The following is a 22,954-nucleotide window of genomic DNA, read 5'->3' on the forward strand; positions in this document are numbered from 1 at the left end:
GCGTCAACGCCGAGATAGTCGATCGCTGCGCCTTTGGCTTCAATGACCATGCTCTGCTGCGCAAAGCGGCGATACGCTTCGCTCAGCCGTTTGACCCGTTCCGGGTTAGCGGCGGCCAGATCGCGCGTTTCCAGCGGATCGTCATGCAGGTTGAACAGCCCCCACGGCGCCAGCTGCGCCGTCGGCCCGGCCTTCACCAACCGCCGCAGCTTCCAGATGCCGTCTACATAGGCGGCCTGGTTATGCAGCTCCACGCCGTAGGTCGCGCGCGGCACGCCGTTGGCCTCGCCGCTGAAATAGCGCTTGAAGCTGACGCCGACCATCGGCAGCGTCGGTTTCGCCTTCAGCGGTTTGTTGGCGTCGATGCCGGCATAGTCGTACAGCGTCGGGGCGATGTCATACACCGCCATCGGCGTGCGGTCGATGCCGCCGCGCCCTTTCAGCTGTGGCGCGGAGATGATGAAATCGGTATTGATGCCACCCTGTGCGCTGGTGGTTTTGTGGTAGTTGGCATACGGCGCATTGCTGACGTTGGCCCAGTGCGGCCCGTAGGAGATGAACGATCCCTTGCGGCCGAGGTTGGCGTAGCTGTTGTCGAACTGCCGCCAATACTCCGGCTTCGAGCCGTAGTAGAAGCCGCTGGCGGGGTTGGCGCCGTTGTCGGTGGCGAACACGATCACCGTATTTTGATCGCGACCGGTCTGCTTCAGGGTGTTCAGCACCGCGCCGACCTGATCGTCCATATAGGCAATCATCGCCGCGTACACCTGCATGGTCTTGGCTTCATATTTTTGTTGCTCGGGCGTCAGCGCGTTCCAGGCCTTATCCAGCGCCAGCGTCGGCATCGGCGTGCGATCGGAAATCAACCCCAGCGCTTTCAGGCGTTGAATGCGCTGCTGATAGGCCTGCTGGTAGCCGGCGTCGTATTTGCCGTCGAATTTGGCGATCCAGTCATCCGGCGCCTGCAGCGGATCGTGCGGCGCGGTGAACGCCAGATAAGCGAAGACGGGCTTATTCTGCGGCGTCTCGCGGATCCACTGTTCCAGTTGATCGGCATAGGCCTTGCTGGAGTAGAAATCTTTGGGCAATGACACGCGTTTGCCGTTCAGGGTGTAGAAGGTGTGGAACGCCTCCACGGTGCCCAGCGGTTTCGCATCGTCGAAATGGCTGGTGCCGCCGCCCATGAAAGCGAAGGCGCGCTCGAAGCCGCGATCGGTCGGTTTGGTGCCGTCGACATAGCCCAGGTGCCATTTGCCCGCCATCATGGTGGCGTAACCCGCGTCGCGAAAGCGCTCCGGCAATGTGGTCACTCGGTCGGTCAGCCGCATTTCATAGCCCGGCTGCGCGGCGGTGCTCTCATACCACCACATGCCGCCCATGCCGGCCTGCTGGTTGGTGTTGCCGGTCATCAACATCGACCGCGCCGGCGCCGACATCGGCGAGGTGTAGTACTGGCTCATGCGCACGCCCCGCTCGGCCAGCGCCTGCAGGTTGGGGGTCGGTATCTCGCCGCCGAACGGGCTGATGTCGGAGTAGCCCATGTCGTCCACCAGAATGATCAGCACATTGGGGCGATCGGCGTCCGCCCCCTGAGCCAGGCCCGATAAGGCGCCGCTCAACGCCACCGCCAGCGTTTTTTTCTGCATCGTTCGTTCCCCGTATGGTCATGTGGACTGAACAACCCGACGCCTCAGCCCGAGAAAGGTCATCATTTTTTCGTCTTATACGTTTGGCGCCGCCTGGCGCTATCTTCAATTCGCAGTGTAGGAAGCGGTGGAAAAGCCTGGCTATCGTTCTTAAGAACGAGGGACGGCGACGGTCGCGCCGGTTGTAGCACGCGCAGAGCGGCGAGGGCCTCGCCCAGGCAAGCATTGAAAAGCGCTGTAAATTCAGCGGGAAAAGCGGTGAATTATTTCATTAACCTATTAATGAAAATCGCGATGAATACAGCCTGAAAAGCCCTGACTAACGCAGTGTCATCTTGTTATTTATGTGTTTTATTGCAATCGGCCTCACGTTGTTAATATGTTTTTATTGTGTTGCCAAATTGCTACAACTATGCTTGTATCGTTCATATATTGACCGCCAACATTCTCCAGTTGAACGATAAAGGGAGGAACACGAATCATGCACAGCACCGCATCCGATGCCTTTATCAACAGTTGTTTGGCGACCATTACGCACCTTATCCCGGTGTCCGCCGGGGTGTTTTATCTGGTCGATCGCGACCTGCGGCCGGATCACTACATCCTGCACGGCATGCCCGATAAAACGCATCAGCAGTACCTGAACCACTTCCAGCAGATAGACCCGCTGCAGCCGGCCAATTTCCATCGCCAGGACATCACCATGGTCGGCATGAGCCCGGCGGCGATCGCCGGCAACCGCCGCTATTACCACGACTTTATGCTGCCGAACGACATGCGCGACATGACGGAGATCTTCATCCGCCAGCGCAAGCGCATCGTCGCCGGGGTATCGCTGATCCGCGATACGCCGTTTACCGAAGCGGAGCGCGGCCGACTGCGCGCGGTGCTGCCGCTGATCGAGCTGGCGACGCGCGATCTGCTGCCCGACGGCGAGGCGCAGCTGCTGACCGCCAAAGAGCAAGAGATCGTCAACCTGGTGCGCGAAGGCGCCAGCAATAAGCGCATCGCCCTGAAGCTGGGCATTTCGCTGTCCACGGTGAAAACCCATATGCGCAATATTTTCGCCAAAACCGACGTGGTGAACCGCACCGAACTGGTCGCCGGCGGTTTTCTCGCCCACGGTTAACGCCCGATAGCGGCCGCCGCTGCCGACGGCCGAAAAATAACGCCAGAACGTATTCGCCATTTATGGCGCGGCTTCCCCCTGCCCGCAATCGGGCCGAGCGGGATATTTCATCGTCACTTAACGCTTGGGGAATAAGGTTTATGTCCAGTGATTCGGTTTCCGCGCCCGCCGTCGGCGCGGCGCTCCCCTGCCCGCCGCGGCTGCTGACCGCCATTATCGTCTTCGCCGCCATCGCGCCGGGCATTCTGATGACCGCCCCCGCCGTGGCCGCCCAGCTCGCCGCGCAGTGGCAGCTCGGTCCGGCGCAGATTGGCCACCTGTTCTCCACCGAACTCGGCGCCATGAGCCTGGCCACGCTGCCGGCGTGGTGGTGGATCGGGCGCATCAACTGGCGGCGGGTCGCTACGCTGTCGGCGCTGGTGTTTATCGCCGGCAACCTGGCTTCGGCGCTGGTGCAGGATTTCACCCTGCTGCTGCCGCTGCGCTTTATCGCCTCGCTGGCGGGCGGCACCCTGATGATCCTGTGCATCACCTGCGCCGCCGGCACCGCCAATCCCAGCCGCGTCTATGCCTTCTGGGTGCTCGGCCAGCTGGTGCTGGGCGCGGTCGGGCTGCTGGTGCTGCCGCCGCTATTCGCGCACTTCGGCCTGATGGCGGTCTACCTGATTTTGGCGGCCATCATGCTGTGCTGCCTGCCGCTCATCCCGGCGTTCCCCAACGGTTTCACCGCCGCCCGCGCCGCCCGCAGCGGCTCCGCCGCCTCGCTGGCGCGCAAGCTGTGCGCCGTGCTGGCGGTGCTGACCTTTTACATCAGCCTGAGCGCGGTCTGGACCTTTATCGGCGGCATCGCCGCCGGCGCCGGGCTGTCGCCGGCTCACAGCGGCCAGGTGCTGGCCGTCGCCACCTTGCTCGGCATCGTCGGCGCCGGCGCCGCGGCGCTGATCGGCGCGCGCTTCGGCGGCGGGCGCCTGATCGTGCTGGGGTACGCCCTGCTGCTGGCCAGCGTGGCGCTGCTGGCGGGCCAACCCTTGCTGCTGCGCTTCGCCCTGGCCGCTCTGCTGTTCAAATTCACCTGGACCTTCGTGCTGCCGTTCATTCTGGCGCGGGTCGCCGGGCTGGATAACGACGGCAAGCTGATGAACGGCATCAACCTGGTGATCGGCGGCGGCATGGCCATCGGCCCGACGCTGGCCGGCTCTCTGATCGAATCTTCCGGCGGTTTCAACGCCTTGCTGCTCGGCGCGCTGGGCTGCGCGCTGCTGTCGCTGCTGTTGATTTCGCTGGCTTCACCGCGCGCACCGCGCCGTATAACAGGAGGAGAAAGGTGAAAAGAACAACCGGTTTCTTGTTTGATGAACGCTGTTTCTGGCACAGCACCGGCCTGCACGCCACCACCCTGCCGGTCGGCGGCTGGGTGCAACCGCCCTCGGGCGCCGGCCATGCCGAGTCGCCGGAAACCAAACGGCGCATGAAGAACCTGATGGACGTATCCGGCCTGTCGCGCCGGCTCACCCTGCTGAGCGCTGAACCAGCGACGGAAGAAGATCTGCTGCGCATCCACCCCGCCCACTACCTGCAGCGCTTCAAACAGGTGAGCGACAGCGGCGGCGGCCTGCTGGGGGAGGAAGCGCCGCTGGGGCCGGGCAGCTATGAAATCGCCAAACTCTCCGCCGGCCTGGCCTGTGCGGCGGTGGAGACGGTGCTGCAGGGCGAACTGGATAACGCCTATGCGCTGTCGCGCCCGCCGGGCCACCACTGCCTGCCGGATCAATCGATGGGCTTCTGCTTCCTGGCCAATATTCCCATCGCCATCGAGCGCGCCAAGGCCCGTTACGGCCTCGGAAAAGTGGCGGTGCTCGACTGGGACGTGCACCACGGCAACGGCACCCAGCACATCTATTGGCAGCGCGGCGACGTACTGACGCTGTCGCTGCATCAGGACGGCTGCTTCCCGGCGGGCTATTCCGGCGAGCAGGATCGCGGTGAAGGCGACGGGGCGGGCTGCAACGTTAACGTGCCGATGCTGGCCGGCGCCGGCGACGACGGCTACCTGCACGCCATGCGGCGCATCATCATCCCGGCGCTGGAAAAATTCGAGCCGGAGCTGATCATCGTCGCCTGCGGTTACGACGCCAACGCCCTCGATCCGCTGGCGCGCATGCAGCTGCACAGCGACAGCTTCCGCGCCATGACCGCGCTGGTGCAGGACGCCGCCGACCGACTGTGCGGCGGCAAGCTGGTGATGGTGCACGAAGGCGGCTACGCCGAATCCTACGTGCCGTTCTGCGGGCTGGCGGTAATGGAACAGCTGAGCGGCGTGCGCACTGAAGTGCAGGATCCGCTGCTGGCGTTCATCCAGCAGCAGCAGCCGCGCGACGCCTTCAACCGCTTCCAGCGCGAAGCGCTCGATGCGCTGGCGCGCCAGTTCGGCCTGTAATCCCCCCTTTGCGGGCGCCGCACCCGGCGCCCCTGACAACCTCGCCGCCAGCCGCTACGCTGAAGGGCAACCCTACCACCATGAGAACAATAACATGTCCGAACAAACCGTCAGCTTTATCAAAGGCCGTCACGGCGACATCGCCGTGCACGACTGGGGAAACGACAAGCCGCGCTATCTGGCGCTGCTGGTGCACGGCTACGGCGAGCATCTCGGCCGCTATCAATACGTGGCGCGCACGCTGCAGGCGCAGGGCGCGCGGGTGTTCGGCCCCGACCACCTCGGCCACGGCCTGTCGCAGGGCGAACGCGTGCTGATCGAGGATTATGACGCCGTGGTCGACGACGTGCAGCGCGTGGTCAGCCATTTCCGGCAGCAATACCCCACCTTGCCGCTGGTGGCGATCGGCCACTCGATGGGCGGCATGATCGCCACCCGCTACGTGCAGCGCCATGGCGAGGAAGTGCGCGCGCTGGTGCTGTCCGGCCCGCTGCTCGGCGACAGAACGGCGATCTCCGATCTGGCCGAACTGCCGACGATCCCCGACGCGCCGCTGGATACCGCCACCCTGGCGCGCGATCCGGCGGTCGGCGCAGCGTATCAGGAAGATCCGCTGGTGTGGCACGGGCCGTTCAAGCGCCCCACCCTGCGCGCCATGCAGCGGATCCTCGCCGCCATCAACGCCGGATCGGGGTTCGGCGCGCTGCCCACGCTATGGATCCACGGCGACGACGATCGGTTAGTGCTGATGAGCGAAACGCAAACCGCGCTCGATCGTCTGCAGGGCGACGATTTCGAACGGATGATCAATGCGGGCGGGCGGCACGAGAGCTTTAACGAAACCAATAAGGATCAGATCCTCAAGCGGGTGACCGATTTTATTGCGCGGGCGTTAGGCTAAGGCGTTCCCCCTCAGCAGGCTGAGGGGGCACGACGGCGTCAGCCTTCGACGATGGCGAGGTAGTGTTTGACGAAGCGATCCGAGGTGATGTCCCAACGCACCGGGGTGCCCTTCTCGACGAACCAGGAGTCGCCGGCCTGATAGTGTACCGACTCGCCGGTGCGTTCGTTGGTCAGAGTGGCGCTGCCTTCCCACACCGTGGCGTGCTCGGCGAACGGGTACTCCATCACGAAGCTGCCGCGGGTGCAGCTGAATACGCCGCAGTTCAGGTTGTCGGTCGGTTCGCCGAAAATGCTGGCCACGCCGACGTTTGGCGTGCCGGCGATCACCGTGGCGCCCAGGTTGCTGACGCTGCCGATCTCCAGCAGTTCCGGCAACGGTTGTTTAAGCAGTAACGGTTTCATGTCATTCTCCTCTGAGGGTTAACGGCGGCCTTTCCAGTAGCCGGATGTCTGGTGCCAAACCTTACCGGCGGTGGTCATCACCCGCCGCAGCTTGTCCTTGCCGAAGATGTTGACGTGCGGGATCGAGCTCATCAGATCGTACCGATCGGATCCTTCGCTCATGCCCTCCGCCAGCACCTTGCACACGATGTGGCTCGGCGTCACGCCGAAGCCGGAGTAGCCCTGCACGTAAAACACGTTGTCGCGATCCGGCAGCGTGCCGATCTGCGGGAACAGGTTCGCGCTGCAGCACAGCGGGCCGCCCCAGGCCAGATCGATCTTCACGTCTTTCAGGTACGGGAACACCTTCAGCATCAGGTTGCGGTTCCAGGCCTTGAGATCCGACGGGAAATATTCGATCAGGCGGGTGGCGCTGCCGAACAGCAGCCGGTTTTCGTTGGTCACCCGGTAATAGTCGATCACCGGGCGGATGTCGCTGTAAGCGCCGCGGATCGGACTGATCTGGCGGATCAGTTCGTCAGACAGCGGCTCGGTGGCCAGCTGGAAGGCGTAGGTATTGATGGTCTTGCGGTAGATCTGCGGCTCCATGCCGTTGAGGAAGCCGTTGCAGGCCCACAGCATCTTGTTGGCGCGCACCGAGCCCATGGCGGTGCGCACCGTGATGCGCGGGCCATACTCGACGTCGAGCACGCTGCTGTTCTCGAAGATTTTCACTCCGTAGCCGCTCAGCGCCTTGGCCTCGCCCAGCAGCAGGTTGAGCGAATGCACGTGGCCGCCGCCCATGTGTTTCAGCGCGCAGGTGTAGGCGTCGGAGCCCACCACCTGCTTCACCTCCGCCCCGGTGTAGAGCTCAATTTCCTCCTCCGGCGCCACCGCCCTGAACTCCTTCAGCCAGCCGCGCAGGGTCTTCTCCTGGCGCGCGTTGCTGCCGAGATAGCCGTAGCCGAAGCAGAAGTCGGCGTCGATGTCATATTTCTTGATGCGTTCGCGGATGATGCCGGCGCCGAGGTTGCTGATCTTGAAGATGGTTTCCAGCCCGGCCGGGCCGACGTGGCGTTTGATCTTCTCCAGATCGTGGCCGATGCCGGCCATCACCTGGCCGCCGTTGCGCCCGGTGCCGCCGTAACCCAGATAGCGGCCTTCGAGAATGGCGATGTTGGTGATGCCCTTCTCCGCCAGCTCCAGCGCGGTGTTGATGCCGGAGAAGCCGCCGCCGATGATCACCACGTCGACGTCCAGATCCTCTTCCAGCGTCGGGAAGCGCAGATCGTATTTTTTGGTCGCCGCGTAGTAGGTTAAGGACTCGATTTCGTTGTTCACTGCCGCACTCCCGATTGCCTATGCCATGACATCGGATTATCGGGAGCAGTGGGATCGTTCGCTATGTCCCCTTAGGGACATTCGTCCCCTTCATCTTTCAAACCACAGCGTTGTTGGCTGCTGACGTTCACCCCAGTCACTTACCGAAGTAAGCTCCTGGGGACTATCGTCCTGGCCACCTAGCTGTAGCTTGAAAGCTATAGGGGATACATCGATACATTCACGCGCTGCGCCGCTGCGGGGCGGTCAGCAGCAGGCTGAACAGTTCGGCCTGCGAACCGATGTTCAGCTTGCCGTAGATGTTCTTGCGGTGGTTTTTTACCGTGCCGAGGCTGATGAACAGCCGGTCGGCAATCTGCTGCGAACCGCAGCCGGCGAGGATCAGATCGACGATCTCGCGCTCGCGCGGCGTCAGCAGATAGCGCGCCTGCGCGCCGTCGCTGTTCACCGTCGCGGCCTCGGCCGGCGCCGCCACCACCTCACCGTGCAGCCGAGCCACGCTTTTCACCAGCGTCAACGCGCTGCGCAGATCCGCCCGTTGCGGGTAGCGCACCGCCACCGTGCGGCGCGCCGAGCCGAAGAACACCCCCAGCCCGCGCTCCGGCGTCAGCTGCAGCAGCACGCCGGCCTCGTCGTGCCAGCCGGTCTTGCGATAAAAATTGCGGTAATAGTCGCTGTGATAAAACCCGCAGGGCGCCAGCTGGCGCAGCGTGAGCACCTCACCTTCGCCGCCGTCGCTCAGCGCGCGGTAAAACGGATCCTGCAGGTAGGCGCCCTGTTGGTAGAGCTGGTTGACCGCATCGCTGTTTTCCCGCTCGGTTTTGATCAGGCAATGCGGCGGCCGACCGCGTTCGAAGGCATAGACGATGGCGTTGTCGAAGGCGAAAAACCCTTCCAGCCAGTTCAACAGGCTGGGATAAAAGCGTGGGCTGGCCACCGCATCGATCACCGCAGACAAGCGTTCAACCTGAATTTCCATACCCGCCTCGCCATTATTAACACATTAACAATCTACCGATTTCGGATGGGGTTGGCCGCACGACGGCCGGTACTGTTAAAAAAAGCATCCGCAGCGCCGAAATGCAAGAACGCGATCGTTTACATGTTAAACAACTCACAGGTTGCCGCGGCGGGGAAAGCGGTGGCCGCTCCGCGCCCGCTGGCTTATGCTGTGGCATCGCGACCTGCAACGCCGTCAAGGAGACCTCATGTCCGTCAGCCACATCATCGCCAACCGCCAGACCTGGTTCGGCCACGGCAGCATCCAACAGCTGTCGCCGCTGCTGCTTGCCGATCCGCAGCCGACGCTGCTGTTCAGCTGCCGATCTTTTCTCAACGGCCCGGTGTACGCCGGCCTGCGCGAATCGCTGGCGCCGCTGTTCATCGGCACCGAGATCGTCAGCCACGAGGCGTCGCCGCAGGAAATCGACGCCTGGGTGGCGCGCTGGCGCGGACAGGTGCGGCGCGTAGTGGCCATCGGCGGCGGCAGCGTGCTGGACGCAGCCAAAGCGTTCTCCGCGCTGGTTGAGCACCCGCTGCCAACGCTGCGCTATATGGAAAAGGTGGGCGACAGCAAAATCAGCGGCGCCACCCTGCCGCTGATCGCCATTCCCACCACCGCCGGCACCGGCAGCGAGGTGACGCAGAACGCGGTGATCACCGATACCCAGATCAGCAAGGTGAAAGCTTCGCTGCGCCATAACAACTTCGTGCCGCACATCGCCATTCTCGATCCGCAGCTGCTGGCGGGCGCCCCGGACAAGGTGCTGGCCTACTGCGCCATCGACGCCTTCACCCACCTGTTCGAGGCCTATCTGTCGAAAACCGCCGGCGCCATGACGCGCGACATGTCGCTGAGCGGCATCCGCCACTTCCTCGCCGCCTGGCCGGCGCTCAACCGCAGCGACGCGGCGCGCGAGGCGATCATGCAGGCTTCCTACCTCGGCGGGCTGACGCTGAGCGCCGCCGGGCTGGGGGTCATTCACGGCATCGCCGGCGAGATCGGCGCGCTGCGCGACTACCACCACGGGCAGGTCTGCGGCCGCCTGCTGCTGCCGTTCCTCGCCCTGCTGGAAAACAGCGAACAGCCGCAGCAGCGCGCGCTGATGGCCGAGCTGGCCGCCAGACTGTACCCGCACTGGCAGGGCAGCCCGGAGAGCTACCTGACCGATTTCATCACCCGCCACGCCATCGCGCCGTTCTGGCAGGACGATTTGCCGATTTCCGGCCAGGAATTGGCGGTAGCGCTGGAGAAATCCAACAGCAAGAATTCCTGGATCGACTATGCGCCGGCGCAGCGGCAACGGATGATCGAAGAGGCGTTTCGCGTCGAATGATGATATCTACCCTAAATAGTTGGAGCTGCATCCCGGCGGCAAGAGGCGGCTCGCCAGGAGCTTACTCAAGTAAGTGACTGGCGTACGCACTCGCAGCCAACACAGATGCAGTTTCAAGTATGACGGGTATAATCAGATCAACGCACTAGCAGGAGTAAGGAAATGGGCATCATCGGCTGGATCTTCGCCGGCATCGTGGTCGGCATCCTGGTCGGCGCGCTGATCAGAATCTTCGGCAAGAAGAAAGAACAGTAAGCGTCACGCTGTTCCGTGGGCCGCCAGCAGGCACTCATGGAACAGCTTCACCACCCGCTGCGGCACCGGCGAGCGGCGCAGCACGCTGGAGTATTCGCAGTGATAGCGGAACAGCGCCGGTTTGATCGCCCGCATCATATTCTGCGCCACGAAAAACGCCGCGTAGTGATCCGGCAAAAAGCCGACGTATTTGCCGGACAGGATCAGCGTGGCGATCGACTCCTGCGCAAACCCCGTCGCCTTGCGATGCAAATGTTGCTGCAGGCTCAGTTCCATATTCGGCGAATGATAGCCTAATCCGGCGAAGGCATAATTGTGCAGCAGATCCCAATTTAATGTTTCATGGGGGCCGGAAAATAATTCATGCTGCGCGCCGCAATATAAGAACATCCTCTCACTGAATAACGAATGATAAGATAAACTTTCCGCGCTGCGGTGCATGGGAATAACGCCAACCTGAAATTGCCCGTCAATGACGCCGCGTTCAATGGTATTAATCGGCTCCACGTACATTTGCAAAGAAACCTCCGGCGCGCGCTCGCTGAATAATGCGATGGCCCGGCCGATCTGCGCCTGCGGATTGCTGACCGTATGGTCGAATATCGCCACGTGCAGCTGCCCGCCCATGCGCTGGTGCACCTCGTCCACCCCGCGCCGGAATGCCTCGGTGGCCGCCAGCAGGTTGACGGTTTCCTGGTAGATAATCAGCCCCTCGTCGGTGACCGCAAAGCCCTCACGCCCGCGCTGGCACAGCGTCAGGCCCAGCCGTTGTTCCAGATCCTTGATGTGCTTGCTGATGGTCGACAGGCTGATATTCAGCTCCAGTTCGGCGGCGCTCATGCCGCCGCAGTCGACCACGGCCTTGAATACCCGCAGCAAACGCAGATCCATATCCGACAATTGTCCTAACAGCGCGCGCTTTTTTACTTGCATAAAACCTTAAGTAAGTTTCGACATATGATTATTCACAGTAGAGAACAAGCGGTACATAGTCAATTTCGCACAACAATTCGTTAACAACTCAGTTTATTTCATTAATCGCTCTTATTTTCCTGTTCGGAGGAAAACATGGCCGCTGAAAATCACCCGCTAAATAACCTCGATGCCGCAGGATTAGAGGCCCATTGGATGCCTTTCACCGGCAACCGCAATTTTAAAGCGCAGCCGCGCATCATTACTCAAGCCGCGGGGGCGTATTACACCAGCCACGACGGCAGAAAGATTTTCGACGGCCTGTCCGGATTGTGGTGCTGCGGATTGGGGCACGGCCGGCAGGAAATCACCGACGCCGCCCAGCGCCAGCTGGCGACGCTGGATTACTCGCCGGCGTTTCAGTTCGGCCACCCGCTGTCGTTCGAGCTAGCCAACAAAATCAAAGCGCTGACGCCGGCGGGGCTGGATTACGTGTTCTTCACCGGCTCCGGCTCGGAAGCGGCGGACACCTCGCTGAAAATGGCGCGCGCTTACTGGCGCGCCAAAGGCCAGGCGGGCAAAACCTGCTTTATCGGCCGGGAAAAGGGCTACCACGGCGTTAACTTCGGCGGTATCTCGGTCGGCGGCATCGCCGGCAACCGCAAGGCGTTCGGCGCCGGCGCCGAGGCGGACCACCTGCCGCACACCCTGCTGGCCGGCAACGCCTTTTCGCGCGGCATGCCGCAACAGGGGGCGGAGCTGGCGGAAGAGCTCAACCGCATCATCGCGCTGCGCGACGCCTCGACGATCGCCGCGGTGATCGTCGAACCGTTCTCCGGCTCCGCCGGCGTGATCGTGCCGCCGGTCGGCTATCTGCAGCGCCTGCGCGAGATCTGCACCCAGCATGACATTCTGCTGATCTTCGACGAAGTGATCACCGCCTTCGGCCGCTGCGGCGCGATGACCGGCGCCGAGGCGTTCGGCGTCACGCCGGACATCATGAACATCGCCAAACAGGTGACCAACGGCGCGCAGCCGATGGGCGCGGTGGTGGTGCGGCCGGAGATCTACCAAACCTTCATGAACGGCGGCGAGCCGGACTACCAGCTCGAATTCCCGCACGGCTACACCTACTCCGCCCATCCGGTCAGCTGCGCGGTCGCGCTGGCGACGCTGGACATCCTGCAGCGCGAACAGATGGTGGAGCGCGTACAGGCGCTGGTGCCCTATTTCGAACGCGCGGTGCACAGCCTGCAAGGAGCCAAACACGTCGCCGACATTCGCAATATCGGCCTGGCGGCCGGCATCACGCTGGCGGCGCGGCCCGGCGAACCGGCGCGGCGCCCCTTCGAGGCGGCGATGCGCTGCTGGGAAAGCGGATTTTACGTGCGCTACGGCGGCGACACCCTGCAGCTGGCGCCGCCGTTCATCAGCAGCGAGGCGCAAATCGACGCGCTGATCAACGCCGTCGGCGACGCCCTCAACGCCACCGAATAAGGAGAGAATCATGACCATCACCCATTGGATCAACGGCGAGCCCGCCGCCGGCGGCGAACGCAGCCAGCCGGTTTACGACCCGGCCACCGGCCAATCGGCGCAGGAGGTGCAGCTGGCCGACCGCGCCACGGTGGAGCGCGCCATCGCCGCCGCCGAACAGGCCTATCCCGCCTGGCGCGATACCCCGCCGCTGAAACGCGCGCGCATCATGATGAAGCTCAAGGATCTGCTGGAGCAACATGCCGACGCCGTCTGCCAATTGATCACCGCCGAGCACGGCAAAGTGCTCAGCGACGCCCTGGGCGAACTGCAGCGCGGCATCGAGAATATCGAATACGCCGGCTATGTGCCGGAACTGCTGAAAGGCGAACACAGCAAAGAGGCCGGCCCAGGCATCGACAGCTGGAGCGAGTTTCAGCCGCTGGGGGTGGTGGCGGGCATCACGCCGTTCAACTTCCCGGCGATGGTGCCGCTGTGGATGTGGCCGATGGCGGTCGCCTGCGGCAACACCTTCGTGCTGAAGCCTTCCGAGCGCGTCCCTTCCGCCGCGCTGTATATCGCGCGGCTGGCGGCGGAAGCCGGGCTGCCGCCGGGGGTGCTCAACGTGGTCAACGGCGATCGCGAAGCGGTGGAGACGCTGCTGCATGACGGACGCGTGAAGGCAATCAGCTTCGTCGGCTCAACGCCGGTGGCGGAGCACATCTATCACACCGGCTGCGGTCAGAACAAACGGGTGCAGGCGCTGGGCGGCGCCAAGAACCACGCGGTGGTGCTGCCGGACGCCGATATCCCCGGCGCGGTCGGCGCGCTGATGGGCGCGGCGTTCGGCTCCTGCGGCCAGCGCTGCATGGCCATCCCGCTGGTGGTCGCGGTGGGCGACGGCACCGCCGACGCGCTGATCGCCGGGCTGCGGCAACAGATGGCCGCCATGCGCGTCGGCCCCGGCAGCGACAATCGCAACGACATGGGGCCGCTGGTAACCCAACAGCATTATCAGAAGGTGAAAGGCTATATCGAGCAGGGCGTGGCCGAAGGCGCCGAGCTGCTGGTGGACGGCCGCGAGCTGAGCGTGACCGGCGACGACGGCCGCCCCAGCCAGGGGTATTTCCTCGGCCCGACGCTGTTCGATCGCGTGACGCCGGGCATGCGCATCTATCAGGAAGAGATCTTCGGCCCGGTGCTCGGCGTGGTGCGCGCGGCGTCGCTGCAGGAGGCGATGACCTTGATCGACGCCCACGAATACGGCAACGGCACCTGCCTGTTCACCCGGGACGGCGAAGCGGCGCGTTACTTCTCCAGCCGCATTCAGGTCGGCATGGTGGGGATCAACGTGGCGCTGCCGGTGCCGGTGGCCTACCACTCGTTCGGCGGCTGGAAGCGCTCGCTGTTTGGCGATCTGCACGCCTACGGCCCGGACGCGGTCAGGTTCTACACCAAACGCAAGACCGTGACCCAGCGCTGGCCGGCCTCCGGCGACGCCCGGCTCGCCAGCTTCAGCTTCCCGTCGGGGCAGGGGTAATCCCAGCATAACGAAAAGTCCTTTCCGGGGAAGTTCGCTTCCCCGGTATTTCCACGCGCTCCATTTCATCTTTACGCAGGACAACAGAGCCGCCCTTCTGGCGGCAACAACAATTCACCCAAGCGTTAATGGAGTAGTTCCCAATGAAAGAGTCCGCCCCTGAACACACCTTCAAAGGCAATCTCAGCGTCCTCGACGTGGTGATGATCACCGCGTCCGGCGTGACGCCGGCCAGTTCGATCTTCGTCATCGCGCCGCTGGCGATCGCCAACGCCGGCAGCGGCGCCTTTCTGTCGTTTCTGATCGCCGCCTGCGTCGCCGCCGCCATCGCGCTGTGCTATGCCGAGCTCGGCGCCGCACACCCCAGCGCCGGCGGCGAATACAGCATCATCAAGCGCCTGTTCGGCACCCTGTGCGGGTTGCAGACCTACCTGTTTATCCTCAGCGCCTCGCTGTTCGTGCCAGCGGTGCTGGCCACCGGCGCAGTGCCCTACCTGAATACCGCGCTGGGCACCCAATTCGACGCCTCCACCGCCGGCATGCTCACCGTGCTGGTCGGCGGTATCTGCGCCATTTTCAACATCAAGGCCAACGCCCTGCTGACCGGCGCCTTTCTGGTGGTGGAAGTGGCGGTGCTGGCGCTGATCGCCTGGCTCGGCTTCAGCCACCCGCATCAGAGTACGGAGATCCTCACCGCGCCGGTGATGCTGGACGCGCAGGGCAGCCTGGCGCCGGTATCGCTGCCGCTGATCGTCGCCATGGTCGGGGTCGCGCTGTTCTCCTACAACGGCTACGGCGCGGCGGTGTACATGGCGGAAGACATGCGCGAACAGGGCAGGCCGATGGCGATCGCGATCATGCTGACGCTGGCCATCGTGGTGCTGGTGGAACTGGTGCCGTTCACCGCCCTGCTGATCGGCTCGCCGTCGCTGACGGAGATGGCCAAACAGGCCGATCCGGTCGGCTACGTGGTCACCCAGCTCGGCGGCCCGACGCTGGCGCGGGTGGTGAGCGGCGCGATTTATCTGTCGGTGTTCAACGCCATTATCGCCATCGTGGCGCAGTTCAGCCGCATGATGTTCGCCAGCGGACGTGACGGCTTCTGGCTGCCGGCGTTCAACCGGGCGCTGAAAATCATCCACCCGCGTTTCGGCACCCCCTGGATCGCCACCCTGCTGTTCGGCGTGCCCTCGGCGCTGCTGGCGTTTTGCTCCGATCTCGAATCGCTGACCTCATTCACCGTGATCCTGCTGCTGCTGGTGTACATCATCATGGCGGTGGCGGCGCTGATCAGTCGCCGTCGCCGCCACTTCCACCACCCGTACCTGATGCCACTGTGGCCGCTGCCGGTGGTGGTGGCGCTGCTGTGCTGCCTGTACGTGCTGTGGACGATTTTGATCGCCAGCAGCCTGAAAGACTTTATTATCATTGCCGGCATCATCGGCTTCGGGTTGGCGCTGAACCATCTGCGCGGCCGCCAGACGGCGCCCCTCGCCGCCCCCTCTATAGAAGGAGAATAACCATGACGCAGCGCGCTCAGGATCTGGGCATCATCATCGGCCAGGGCACGCCCGGCCCGCTGAACGCCATCACCGACGTGCCCGGCGTGCGCGTCGGCCATGCCAGCATTCATGCCGACTTGGCGGACGGGCGCAGCGTGCGCACCGGCGTGACGGTGATCGAACCGCGCCCCGGCTCCGCCCGCCACGCGCCCTGCTTCGCCGGCGTGCACGTGCTGAACGGCAACGGCGACGCCACCGGCCTGGAATGGGTGCGCGAAGCGGGCCTGCTGACCAGCCCAATCGCCTTCACCAATACCCACAGCGTGGGCGTGGTGCGCGATGCGCTGATCGCGCTGGAGCGTGAAGCGCTGCCCGCGAGCGACAACGCGGTGTACTGGAATATGCCGGTGGTGATGGAAACCTTCGATGGCCTGCTCAACGACATCAACGGCTTTCACGTCAAGGCTGAACACGTGCGCGAAGCGCAGCAGGCGGCCCGGAGCGGCTTGCCGCAGGAAGGCGCGGTCGGCGGCGGCAGCGGCATGATCTGCCATGAATTCAAAGGCGGCAGCGGCACCGCATCGCGCCGCTTGCCCGCCGATCAAGGCGGCTGGACGGTGGGCGCCATCGTGCAGGCCAACCACGGCAAGCGCGAGTCGCTGTTGGTGGGCGGCTACCCGGTGGGCCGCCACCTGGGGCATCTCCCCTCGCCGTTCACGCCGCAGTTGCCGCATCCCGGCATGGGCTCCATCGTGGTGGCGCTGGCGACCGACGCGCCGCTGCTGCCGCACCAGTGCGCGCGGCTGGCGCAGCGCGCCAGCATCGGCATCGCCCGCACCGGCGGCGGCACCGAGGATTCGAGCGGCGACATTTTCATCGCCTTCGCCACCGGCAACGACGGCCTGCCGCCCGCCGACTACGCCAATAAAGGCGATTTCACCACGCCGCTGCGCATGGTGAACAACGACTACATTTCGGCGCTGTTCGCCGCGGCGGCGGAAGCGGTGGAAGAAGCGATCGTCAATGCGTTGCTGGCGGCCAATACCGTCAGCGGCAACGGCCATCGGGCGGAAGGGTTGAGCGCCGAACAGCTGGTGACGGCGCTGGAGAAAGCCGGTTGGCGGCGGTAAAAAAACACAGGGCGCGGGGGTTAACCGCGCCCTGATTATCAGGATTCGCCGCCCGGCTTGGGCGTCGGGTAGTCGTAATCCAGCCGCAACGGTTCGGCGTAGACGCTGTTCCACAGCTGTTGGTACAGCTGGTCCAACCGCCCGCTCATCGCCGCGCTGTGCAGCACCAGCTCCAGATTGCGCGAGTTGTCCAGATAGCCGCCGGTCCAGTTGCTGGTGCCCACCCAGGCGATCTCATCATCAATGGTCATCAGCTTGCTGTGGATCACCCGGGCAAACGGGATGAAGCCGCTGCTGGCCGGCGGAATGGTCACCACCTTGATCTGCACGTTCGGCACCAGCGCCAGGCTCTTCAGCCAGGCGATATCCGGCTTTTTGGTGTTCCAGTTTGCCACCATCAGCTCGATCTGCACGCCGCGCGCCGCCGCGCTGCGCAGCGCGTTGTCGATCACCGCATAGAAGGGACGGCTGCGTTCCGGGCCGAACGACAGCGGCGCGTAGTCCATCACCTGCACCCGCACCCGCCGTTTGGCGTCGGCCAGCAGGCGCGGCAGCTCGGCCTGTGAGTCGATCACCCCTGCCGGATTGTAGGCGCGCGGGCTGGCCACCAGATAGTTGCCCTGCGGGGGCGCGGTCGGCGGCGAGTCGGGCAGCGCCGGCACCGGCTTATCCTGCGCCAGCAGCGCCTGCGCTCGCCAGTCCTGTTCGAAGATCGCCTGGATCTGCCCCACCACCCTGGCGTCGCTGATGCGCAGCCCGGTTTCGTGAATGTGTTCCAGCGCGCGCCAGTCGAAGTTCTGGCTGCCGACGAACGCCTGCTCGCCGTCCACCAGCAGATACTTGGCGTGCAGGATGCCGCCGCTCAGCTTCTGGTAAGGAATGATGCGCAGCTCCAGATTGGGGATCGCCTTCAGCTGTTCCAGCGTTTCGGCGGTAGAAATGCGAAGGCCCTTCTCTTCGACCAAAAAGCGGATTTTCACCCCGCGCTCGCCGGCCGCCTTCAGGTGCTGCAGCACGCCGTCCAGCAGCGAACCGTCCTGATTCGCCACGTAGAACTGCCCCAGGTCGATGCGGGTTTTCGCCGCGTCGAACATCTCGCGCCACACCTCGGCGGTGTTGCGCAGGTCGTCGGCCTGCAGCGCGGTTTCCACCGGCGCGGTGTACACCAGCTCGTAACCGGGAATAGCAAAACGCGCCGCAGCGCTCTGGCTCAACATCAACAAACAACCGCTCCACAATGCCGTATAAAGGCGGCCTCTCGGCCGCCGTGCTGGATGGCCATTAGGCATAGCGCGGCGCTCCGCTGTCAACCCATTGTTCGCCGCTGCCGCTCTCCGGACGGCTGGCCGGTTGACCGGCGCGGATCAGCAGCACCTTCAGCAGTTCGTTGATGCGCTCCATGCGGCTCTGCAGAAAATTGTTGGCCACCAGGCACAGCAGCGCGATGGCGATGCCCAGCCCGGTGGCGTACAGCGCGGTGCCCATGCCGGCCGACACCAGACTCGGCTCGGACACCCCCGAGGCGGCCAGCGCCTTGAAGGTTTCGATGATCCCCATCACCGTGCCGAGCAGCCCCAGCAACGGCGCGGCGGTGACCACGGTTTCCAGCAGCCACAGGCCGCGCGCCATCGGCGGCTTGCTCAGCAGGTACTGGGCGTCGATCAGATCGCCGATCGCCTCGCGGTCGCCGGCGCGGTGTTTCTGCGCCAGCACCGGCGCGATCACCGCCATCGGCAGGCTGTTGCGCTGGGTCAGCGCGTCGGGCAAATCGGCGGCGCGGCGCACCTCCGGCGTCAGCGCCTGCTCCAGCCGGCGTGCCTGGCGCTGGGTATAGGCGAAGTACAGCGTGCGTTCGATGATGATCACCAGCGCAATCGCCAGCGCGGCGTACATCACGTAGAAAATAATGTCGTGCAACAGATTGGCGTCCATACAGGTTTCCTCTTCCCCGCCGCACGGCAGGCTGCGGGGTATTCAGTTAAAAGGTGGCTTCCAGCGAGACGCTGAAGGTGCGTTCTTCGCCGACGTTGTAATACGGCGTGCTGGCCTTCACACCGCCGTAGGGCGCCGCGTTGAAGGTGGTGGTGCGCACCGAGGTCAGGTATTCCTTGTCAAACAGGTTGCTGATGCCAAAGCGCAGCGCGGCGCTTTTGACGATTTTCTTGTCCACCGGCAGATGCACCCCCGCCGCCAGATCGAACACCGTGCGGCCGCCGATCTTCTCGTCGTTGGTCAGATCGCCGTAGAACGCGCTTACGTACTTGCCGCTGACGCTGCCGTAATACAGCCCGTCGTCATAACCCAACGTCATGTTCAGCAGGTTTTTCGGCACGTTCGGCACCTCTTTGCCGGAGGTCGGCAGCGGCTGCCCGCCATTGCTGACGATGTCGCTCTTCTGCTTCGATTGGGTATAGGTATAAGAGGTGTAGTAGTTGAAGTTATGCGGCAGTTGGCCGCTCCACTCCAGCTCCAGCCCTTTGTTCTCCACGTTGCCGATGTTCATCATCTCGTAGTCGCCGGCCGCGTTGGTGGTGGAGATTTGGCGATCGCTGTAGCGCATGTAGAACAGCGTGGCGCTCAGCAGCATGTCCTCTTGCTGGAAACGCCAGCCCAGCTCGTGGTTCCAGCTCAGTTCCGGCTTGGTGCTGAGCGAGTCGCCGACGTTGTACAGCACGTAGTTTGGCGGCGTGCGCATGTTGCGCGTCAGGTTGTAGAACACCTGGTTTTCCTGGTTCACCTTATAGCTGGCGCTGAAATTCGGCAGGAATTCGTGATAGGTGGCTTTGCGCTTCTCCGGCACGTTGTACAGGCTGCCGCGGTTGTCCCCTTTGCGCTCCACATACTGATAGGCCAGGCCGCCGACGAAGGTCCAGTCCGGCGTGGCGAACCAGGTGTCCTGCAGCCACACTTTCTGCGCCGGGGTGATGGTGTACTGGTTGCGTCCCTGCACGGTGTTGCCGTTGGCGTCCTTCACCTGATCGGAACCGCCAGGTTTCCCCCAAATCTGTGACGGGTTGCCGTCGCCCTTGATGCTGATGAACGGCTGAGTCTGCAACTGGCGCGCGCGCTCGTACCAATAACCGACGTCCAGGCTGTGCTGCTCGTTGATGTCCCATTTCAGCTTGGTGGTGATGCCCGGCCGCCAGGTTTGGGTCCACGACGGGCGGTAATAGGTGTTGGACTGCAGGTTGCTGAGGTCATACTGCCCGGCTCTGTCCGACGTGCTGGACAATACCGACGCCGTCTGGCCGTTGAAACTGCCGCCGTTGCCCCAGTAGTAATAGGGCTGCAGAGTCAGCGACAGGTTGTCGCGCAGCTGCAGTTTCTGGGTGAACGACAGCGTAAAGTTCTCGAACGGGTTGCGTTCAATCTTGTAATACTTGTTCAACTGCCCTTTGCTGTTGTACTCCGGCGAGGTGACATAATCGGTGTCACGACCGTCGTTTTGGAACTGCGCCTTGCTCAGGGTGTTGTAGTTGGTGTTGTTCTGGCGGTTGTACTTCATCACCAGATTGCTGCTGTTGCCGTTGCCGTCTTCATACAGCGAGTTCATCTCGAACTTGTCGGAGTACAGCCGCCCCTCGCCGCGCCATTTCTTCGCCTCGGTGTGCGAATAGGAGAGCCAGTTGCTGAAGCCGTTATACTCGCCGGTTTCCAGGCGGGCGAAGGTTTTGCTCAGGCTGTTGCTGCCCAGCGTCTGCTTGACGAAACCGCCGAAGTCTTTCGCCGGGCGGCGCGTCACCAGGCCGATGTTGCCGCCGCTGGAGCCGATGTGCGGGCCGTCCGCTTCGGAAGACCCCTGGGTGACGAACACCTCTTCCAGGTTCTCCGCATCGCCGAGCAGGTTCGGGTAGACCGCGTAGTTGCCGGAGTCATTGATCGGGATGCCGTCCATCGACAGGCCGATCTGATCCGAGTTCATGCCGCGCATGGTGTAGTCCACGCCGCTCAGGCCGCTGGCGTCGTTGCTGTTGACGTTCAAGCCCGGCGTGTATTTCAGTTTATCGATGGCGTTGGCCGCCGACGGCATTTTGTCCATCGCTTCTTTGGTGACGGTGGAGCGCGCCTTGGCGCTGTCATCCTGCACCATCATGCCGCCGCCGAGCGACTGCCCCTTGACGCTGATGGTGCCGACATCGGTGGCGTCGGCCGCCAGCGCGGCGCCCGGCAGCATCACCGCCAGATAGATCCCAGAACGATTAAACGATTTCATTGTGTGCATCCCATAAAAATCAAACGATTAACCCTTGCGCTAAGGCGCCTGATAATTGAACGTCGCGGTAAATCTTTTGGTTGTTTGCCCGGCGAACGCCTCGCTCGGGAACGGCTTCACTGAACTGATGCTTTGCAGGCTGCTCATCGCCGCGCGATTCAGCAGCATGCTGGCGGCTTTGTTGGCGATGCCGGAAGAGAGCACCCGCCCGCTGCGATCGACCTCCAACCACACCTCGACGTTGCCCTGCGGACGCTCGAGCGAGGCCTGCCGCCCGCTCGGGTAGCGCTTGCGCTGTTCCAGCTCACGGCGCAAGGCCAGCAGGTAGCCGTTTTCTATCGCCTGCGCGTTCACCTTCGGCGCCGCGGGGGCGGCCGGTGCGGGCTGCGCCGCCGGTTTGCTGGCCAGCGCGCGCGGTACGGCAGGCGCCGGCGTCGGTTTGGGTTTCTCTACCGGTTTGGCTTTCTCTTTCACCGGTTTGGGTTTGGGTTTGGGCTTCGGCTGTGGCTTCGGCACCGGCTTGGCTTCCACGATCGGTTCCGGCGCCGGCACCACCGGTTCGGGGATCGGCTCCGGCTCGGGCTCGGGCGGCGGCGGTTCGGGCTGAGGTTCCGGCGGCGTTTCCGGTTGGGGTTCCGGCGCCGGTTCAGGTTCCACCAGCGCCAGTTCAATGGCGGTTTCGTCATAGCGCGGCTGGATCTTCAGCGCCGCCTGTTGGCTGGCGAACAGCAGGCAACCGGCGACAATCAGCGCCGGCAACCAGCTGAAAAGATGACGTGAGCGATAGAGCAGATACATGTCACAGCTTCCGTGTCGCGATGGAGACGGAGAAGAAGCCGCCCTGGCGCAGGTTGTCCATGACCGCCACCAGCCGCTCGACCGCCACGCCTTTATCGCTGTTGACGATGATGGTGGTGGTCTGGTTGGCCTGCTGCTGTTGTTTCAGCGTGTTGACCAACGCGTCGAGCGCGATCGGCTGGCCATCCAGCTGCAGCTGTTCGTCGGCCCCCAGCGTGATGATCGCTTTCTTCTGCGGTTTCAGCTGTTGCGCGCTGCCGGCGGACGGCAACTGCGTTTTCAGCCCGAGCGCCGGGATGACGTTCAGGCTGATCAAGACGAAAAACACCAATAAAAACATCATCACGTCGATCATCGGGATCAGTTCGATGTGCGCTTTGTTCTTTTTCGGTTCGTTCCAGTTACGCATGACACTCCCTCCAAAAGCGAAGCAGCCAATATAGGAGGGGTTTGTTTACCTTTTGTTACGCTTGTGTGATCTTATTTTCACAGTACGGATTTTTTGCGAGAATTTTTTCAATGGCAGGCGATAAGGGAGTAGATATAACTTATTAATTAGCGATAGTTTTTATTGGAATAATTGCAGAGTGACGTATAGACAAGGCTACCGGCATGCCGAAAATGTGAGAATAGTGACAATCAGGCCGACACAGCAGAATGCCACCACTTCAGGCGAAGGAGCCGTTACCCAAATATCCCATCAGCTTATCCTGCCAGCATCGCCACATCTGGAATAAAATATCGACAATAAAGATACCAGGACGATGAATGACACAATTTATTAGAACGCGCACAAGTCAGACATAAATCAACTGGAATAATGCAAGATAAGCAGTAGATTTAATAATAACACCATGAAAGCTTATCTTATCACGATAATGATTTGCAGACTATGAAGAAATAAAAATCACAATAGCAACCTTGGAATACATCATTCTTATTAGCATTCCTTTGA

At 62.9% G+C, this 22,954-nt stretch carries 19 protein-coding genes; 9 read left to right on the plus strand and 10 right to left on the minus strand.

Features of this window, described 5'->3' with window-relative positions:
* The coding region (locus tag ACJ8PL_RS16575; RefSeq protein ID WP_442531288.1) for an arylsulfatase at positions 1 to 1,646 on the minus strand (1,646 nt) is incomplete at its 3' end.
* A 481-nt stretch (positions 1,647 to 2,127) separates the two neighbouring features.
* Between ACJ8PL_RS16575 and ACJ8PL_RS16580 the strand changes: the two genes are divergently transcribed.
* From ACJ8PL_RS16580 to ACJ8PL_RS16595, 4 genes are all read left to right on the plus strand, one after another.
* Positions 2,128 to 2,775, plus strand: coding sequence for a helix-turn-helix transcriptional regulator (locus ACJ8PL_RS16580; RefSeq protein WP_016929201.1), 648 nt, complete (start codon positions 2,128 to 2,130; stop codon positions 2,773 to 2,775).
* Between the two features lie 140 nt (positions 2,776 to 2,915).
* Entirely contained in the window at positions 2,916 to 4,103 is a 1,188-nt protein-coding gene (locus ACJ8PL_RS16585; RefSeq protein ID WP_442531289.1) for an MFS transporter, read from the plus strand.
* On the plus strand, positions 4,100 to 5,212 hold the full coding sequence (locus ACJ8PL_RS16590) for a class II histone deacetylase (protein WP_305179387.1): 1,113 nt from the start codon (positions 4,100 to 4,102) through the stop codon (positions 5,210 to 5,212). The genes ACJ8PL_RS16585 and ACJ8PL_RS16590 overlap by 4 nt, the downstream gene beginning before the upstream one ends.
* A gap of 94 nt (positions 5,213 to 5,306) precedes the next feature.
* A complete protein-coding gene (locus ACJ8PL_RS16595; protein ID WP_079450054.1) occupies positions 5,307 to 6,113 on the plus strand; it encodes an alpha/beta hydrolase in 807 nt (268 codons plus the stop codon).
* Between the two features lie 38 nt (positions 6,114 to 6,151).
* On the opposite strand, the gene ACJ8PL_RS16600 is transcribed toward ACJ8PL_RS16595, so the two are convergent.
* The 3 genes from ACJ8PL_RS16600 to ACJ8PL_RS16610 form a co-directional block, all read right to left on the minus strand.
* On the minus strand, positions 6,152 to 6,517 hold the full coding sequence (locus ACJ8PL_RS16600; protein WP_004933207.1) for a cupin domain-containing protein: 366 nt from the start codon (positions 6,515 to 6,517) through the stop codon (positions 6,152 to 6,154).
* An 18-nt stretch (positions 6,518 to 6,535) separates the two neighbouring features.
* A complete protein-coding gene (locus ACJ8PL_RS16605; RefSeq protein WP_016929206.1) occupies positions 6,536 to 7,837 on the minus strand; it encodes an NAD(P)/FAD-dependent oxidoreductase in 1,302 nt (433 codons plus the stop codon).
* Between the two features lie 220 nt (positions 7,838 to 8,057).
* Positions 8,058 to 8,816, minus strand: coding sequence for a helix-turn-helix transcriptional regulator (locus ACJ8PL_RS16610; protein ID WP_016929207.1), 759 nt, complete (start codon positions 8,814 to 8,816; stop codon positions 8,058 to 8,060).
* 229 nt (positions 8,817 to 9,045) lie between these two features.
* Here ACJ8PL_RS16610 and ACJ8PL_RS16615 point away from each other — a divergent pair, with 229 nt between their 5' ends.
* Complete coding sequence (locus tag ACJ8PL_RS16615; RefSeq protein ID WP_115116240.1) at positions 9,046 to 10,173, plus strand: iron-containing alcohol dehydrogenase; 1,128 nt, start codon at positions 9,046 to 9,048, stop codon at positions 10,171 to 10,173.
* Positions 10,174 to 10,431: 258 nt separating this feature from the next.
* Here the strand turns inward: ACJ8PL_RS16615 and ACJ8PL_RS16620 are convergent, their stop codons facing one another.
* Positions 10,432 to 11,361, minus strand: a complete 930-nt coding sequence (locus ACJ8PL_RS16620; protein WP_016929209.1) for a LysR family transcriptional regulator — start codon at positions 11,359 to 11,361, stop codon at positions 10,432 to 10,434.
* Positions 11,362 to 11,496: 135 nt separating this feature from the next.
* Here ACJ8PL_RS16620 and ACJ8PL_RS16625 point away from each other — a divergent pair, with 135 nt between their 5' ends.
* The 4 genes from ACJ8PL_RS16625 (at position 11,497) to ACJ8PL_RS16640 (ending at position 16,988) form a co-directional block, all read left to right on the plus strand.
* The gene (locus ACJ8PL_RS16625; protein WP_116404113.1) at positions 11,497 to 12,837 is read left to right on the plus strand and encodes an aspartate aminotransferase family protein; all 1,341 of its coding nucleotides are present in this window, start codon (positions 11,497 to 11,499) and stop codon (positions 12,835 to 12,837) included.
* Positions 12,838 to 12,847: 10 nt separating this feature from the next.
* Complete coding sequence (locus ACJ8PL_RS16630; protein ID WP_048795368.1) at positions 12,848 to 14,356, plus strand: CoA-acylating methylmalonate-semialdehyde dehydrogenase; 1,509 nt, start codon at positions 12,848 to 12,850, stop codon at positions 14,354 to 14,356.
* 143 nt (positions 14,357 to 14,499) lie between these two features.
* Positions 14,500 to 15,876, plus strand: coding sequence for an APC family permease (locus ACJ8PL_RS16635; protein WP_016929212.1), 1,377 nt, complete (start codon positions 14,500 to 14,502; stop codon positions 15,874 to 15,876).
* A gap of 2 nt (positions 15,877 to 15,878) precedes the next feature.
* Entirely contained in the window at positions 15,879 to 16,988 is a 1,110-nt protein-coding gene (locus tag ACJ8PL_RS16640; RefSeq protein WP_049300758.1) for a DmpA family aminopeptidase, read from the plus strand.
* Positions 16,989 to 17,026: 38 nt separating this feature from the next.
* On the opposite strand, the gene ACJ8PL_RS16645 is transcribed toward ACJ8PL_RS16640, so the two are convergent.
* The 5 genes from ACJ8PL_RS16645 to ACJ8PL_RS16665 are packed head-to-tail and all read right to left on the minus strand — an operon-like array spanning position 17,027 to position 22,408.
* Positions 17,027 to 18,277: a phospholipase D-like domain-containing protein gene (locus ACJ8PL_RS16645; protein ID WP_033638814.1), complete on the minus strand. Its 1,251-nt coding sequence runs from the start codon at positions 18,275 to 18,277 to the stop codon at positions 17,027 to 17,029.
* Positions 18,270 to 18,920, minus strand: a complete 651-nt coding sequence (locus ACJ8PL_RS16650; protein ID WP_016929215.1) for a MotA/TolQ/ExbB proton channel family protein — start codon at positions 18,918 to 18,920, stop codon at positions 18,270 to 18,272. Before ACJ8PL_RS16650 ends, ACJ8PL_RS16645 begins: the two co-directional genes overlap by 8 nt.
* Positions 18,921 to 18,966: 46 nt before the next feature.
* Positions 18,967 to 21,201 (minus strand): TonB-dependent receptor family protein, encoded by a 2,235-nt coding sequence (locus ACJ8PL_RS16655; protein ID WP_016929216.1) that lies wholly within the window; start codon positions 21,199 to 21,201, stop codon positions 18,967 to 18,969.
* A gap of 39 nt (positions 21,202 to 21,240) precedes the next feature.
* Positions 21,241 to 21,999, minus strand: coding sequence for an energy transducer TonB family protein (locus tag ACJ8PL_RS16660; protein ID WP_079451108.1), 759 nt, complete (start codon positions 21,997 to 21,999; stop codon positions 21,241 to 21,243).
* 1 nt (position 22,000) lies between these two features.
* The gene (locus ACJ8PL_RS16665; RefSeq protein ID WP_004933244.1) at positions 22,001 to 22,408 is read right to left on the minus strand and encodes an ExbD/TolR family protein; all 408 of its coding nucleotides are present in this window, start codon (positions 22,406 to 22,408) and stop codon (positions 22,001 to 22,003) included.
* Positions 22,409 to 22,954 lie beyond the last annotated feature (546 nt).

The organism is Serratia sp. CY83965 (genome assembly GCF_052166375.1).
Taxonomy (GTDB): domain Bacteria; phylum Pseudomonadota; class Gammaproteobacteria; order Enterobacterales; family Enterobacteriaceae; genus Serratia; species Serratia marcescens.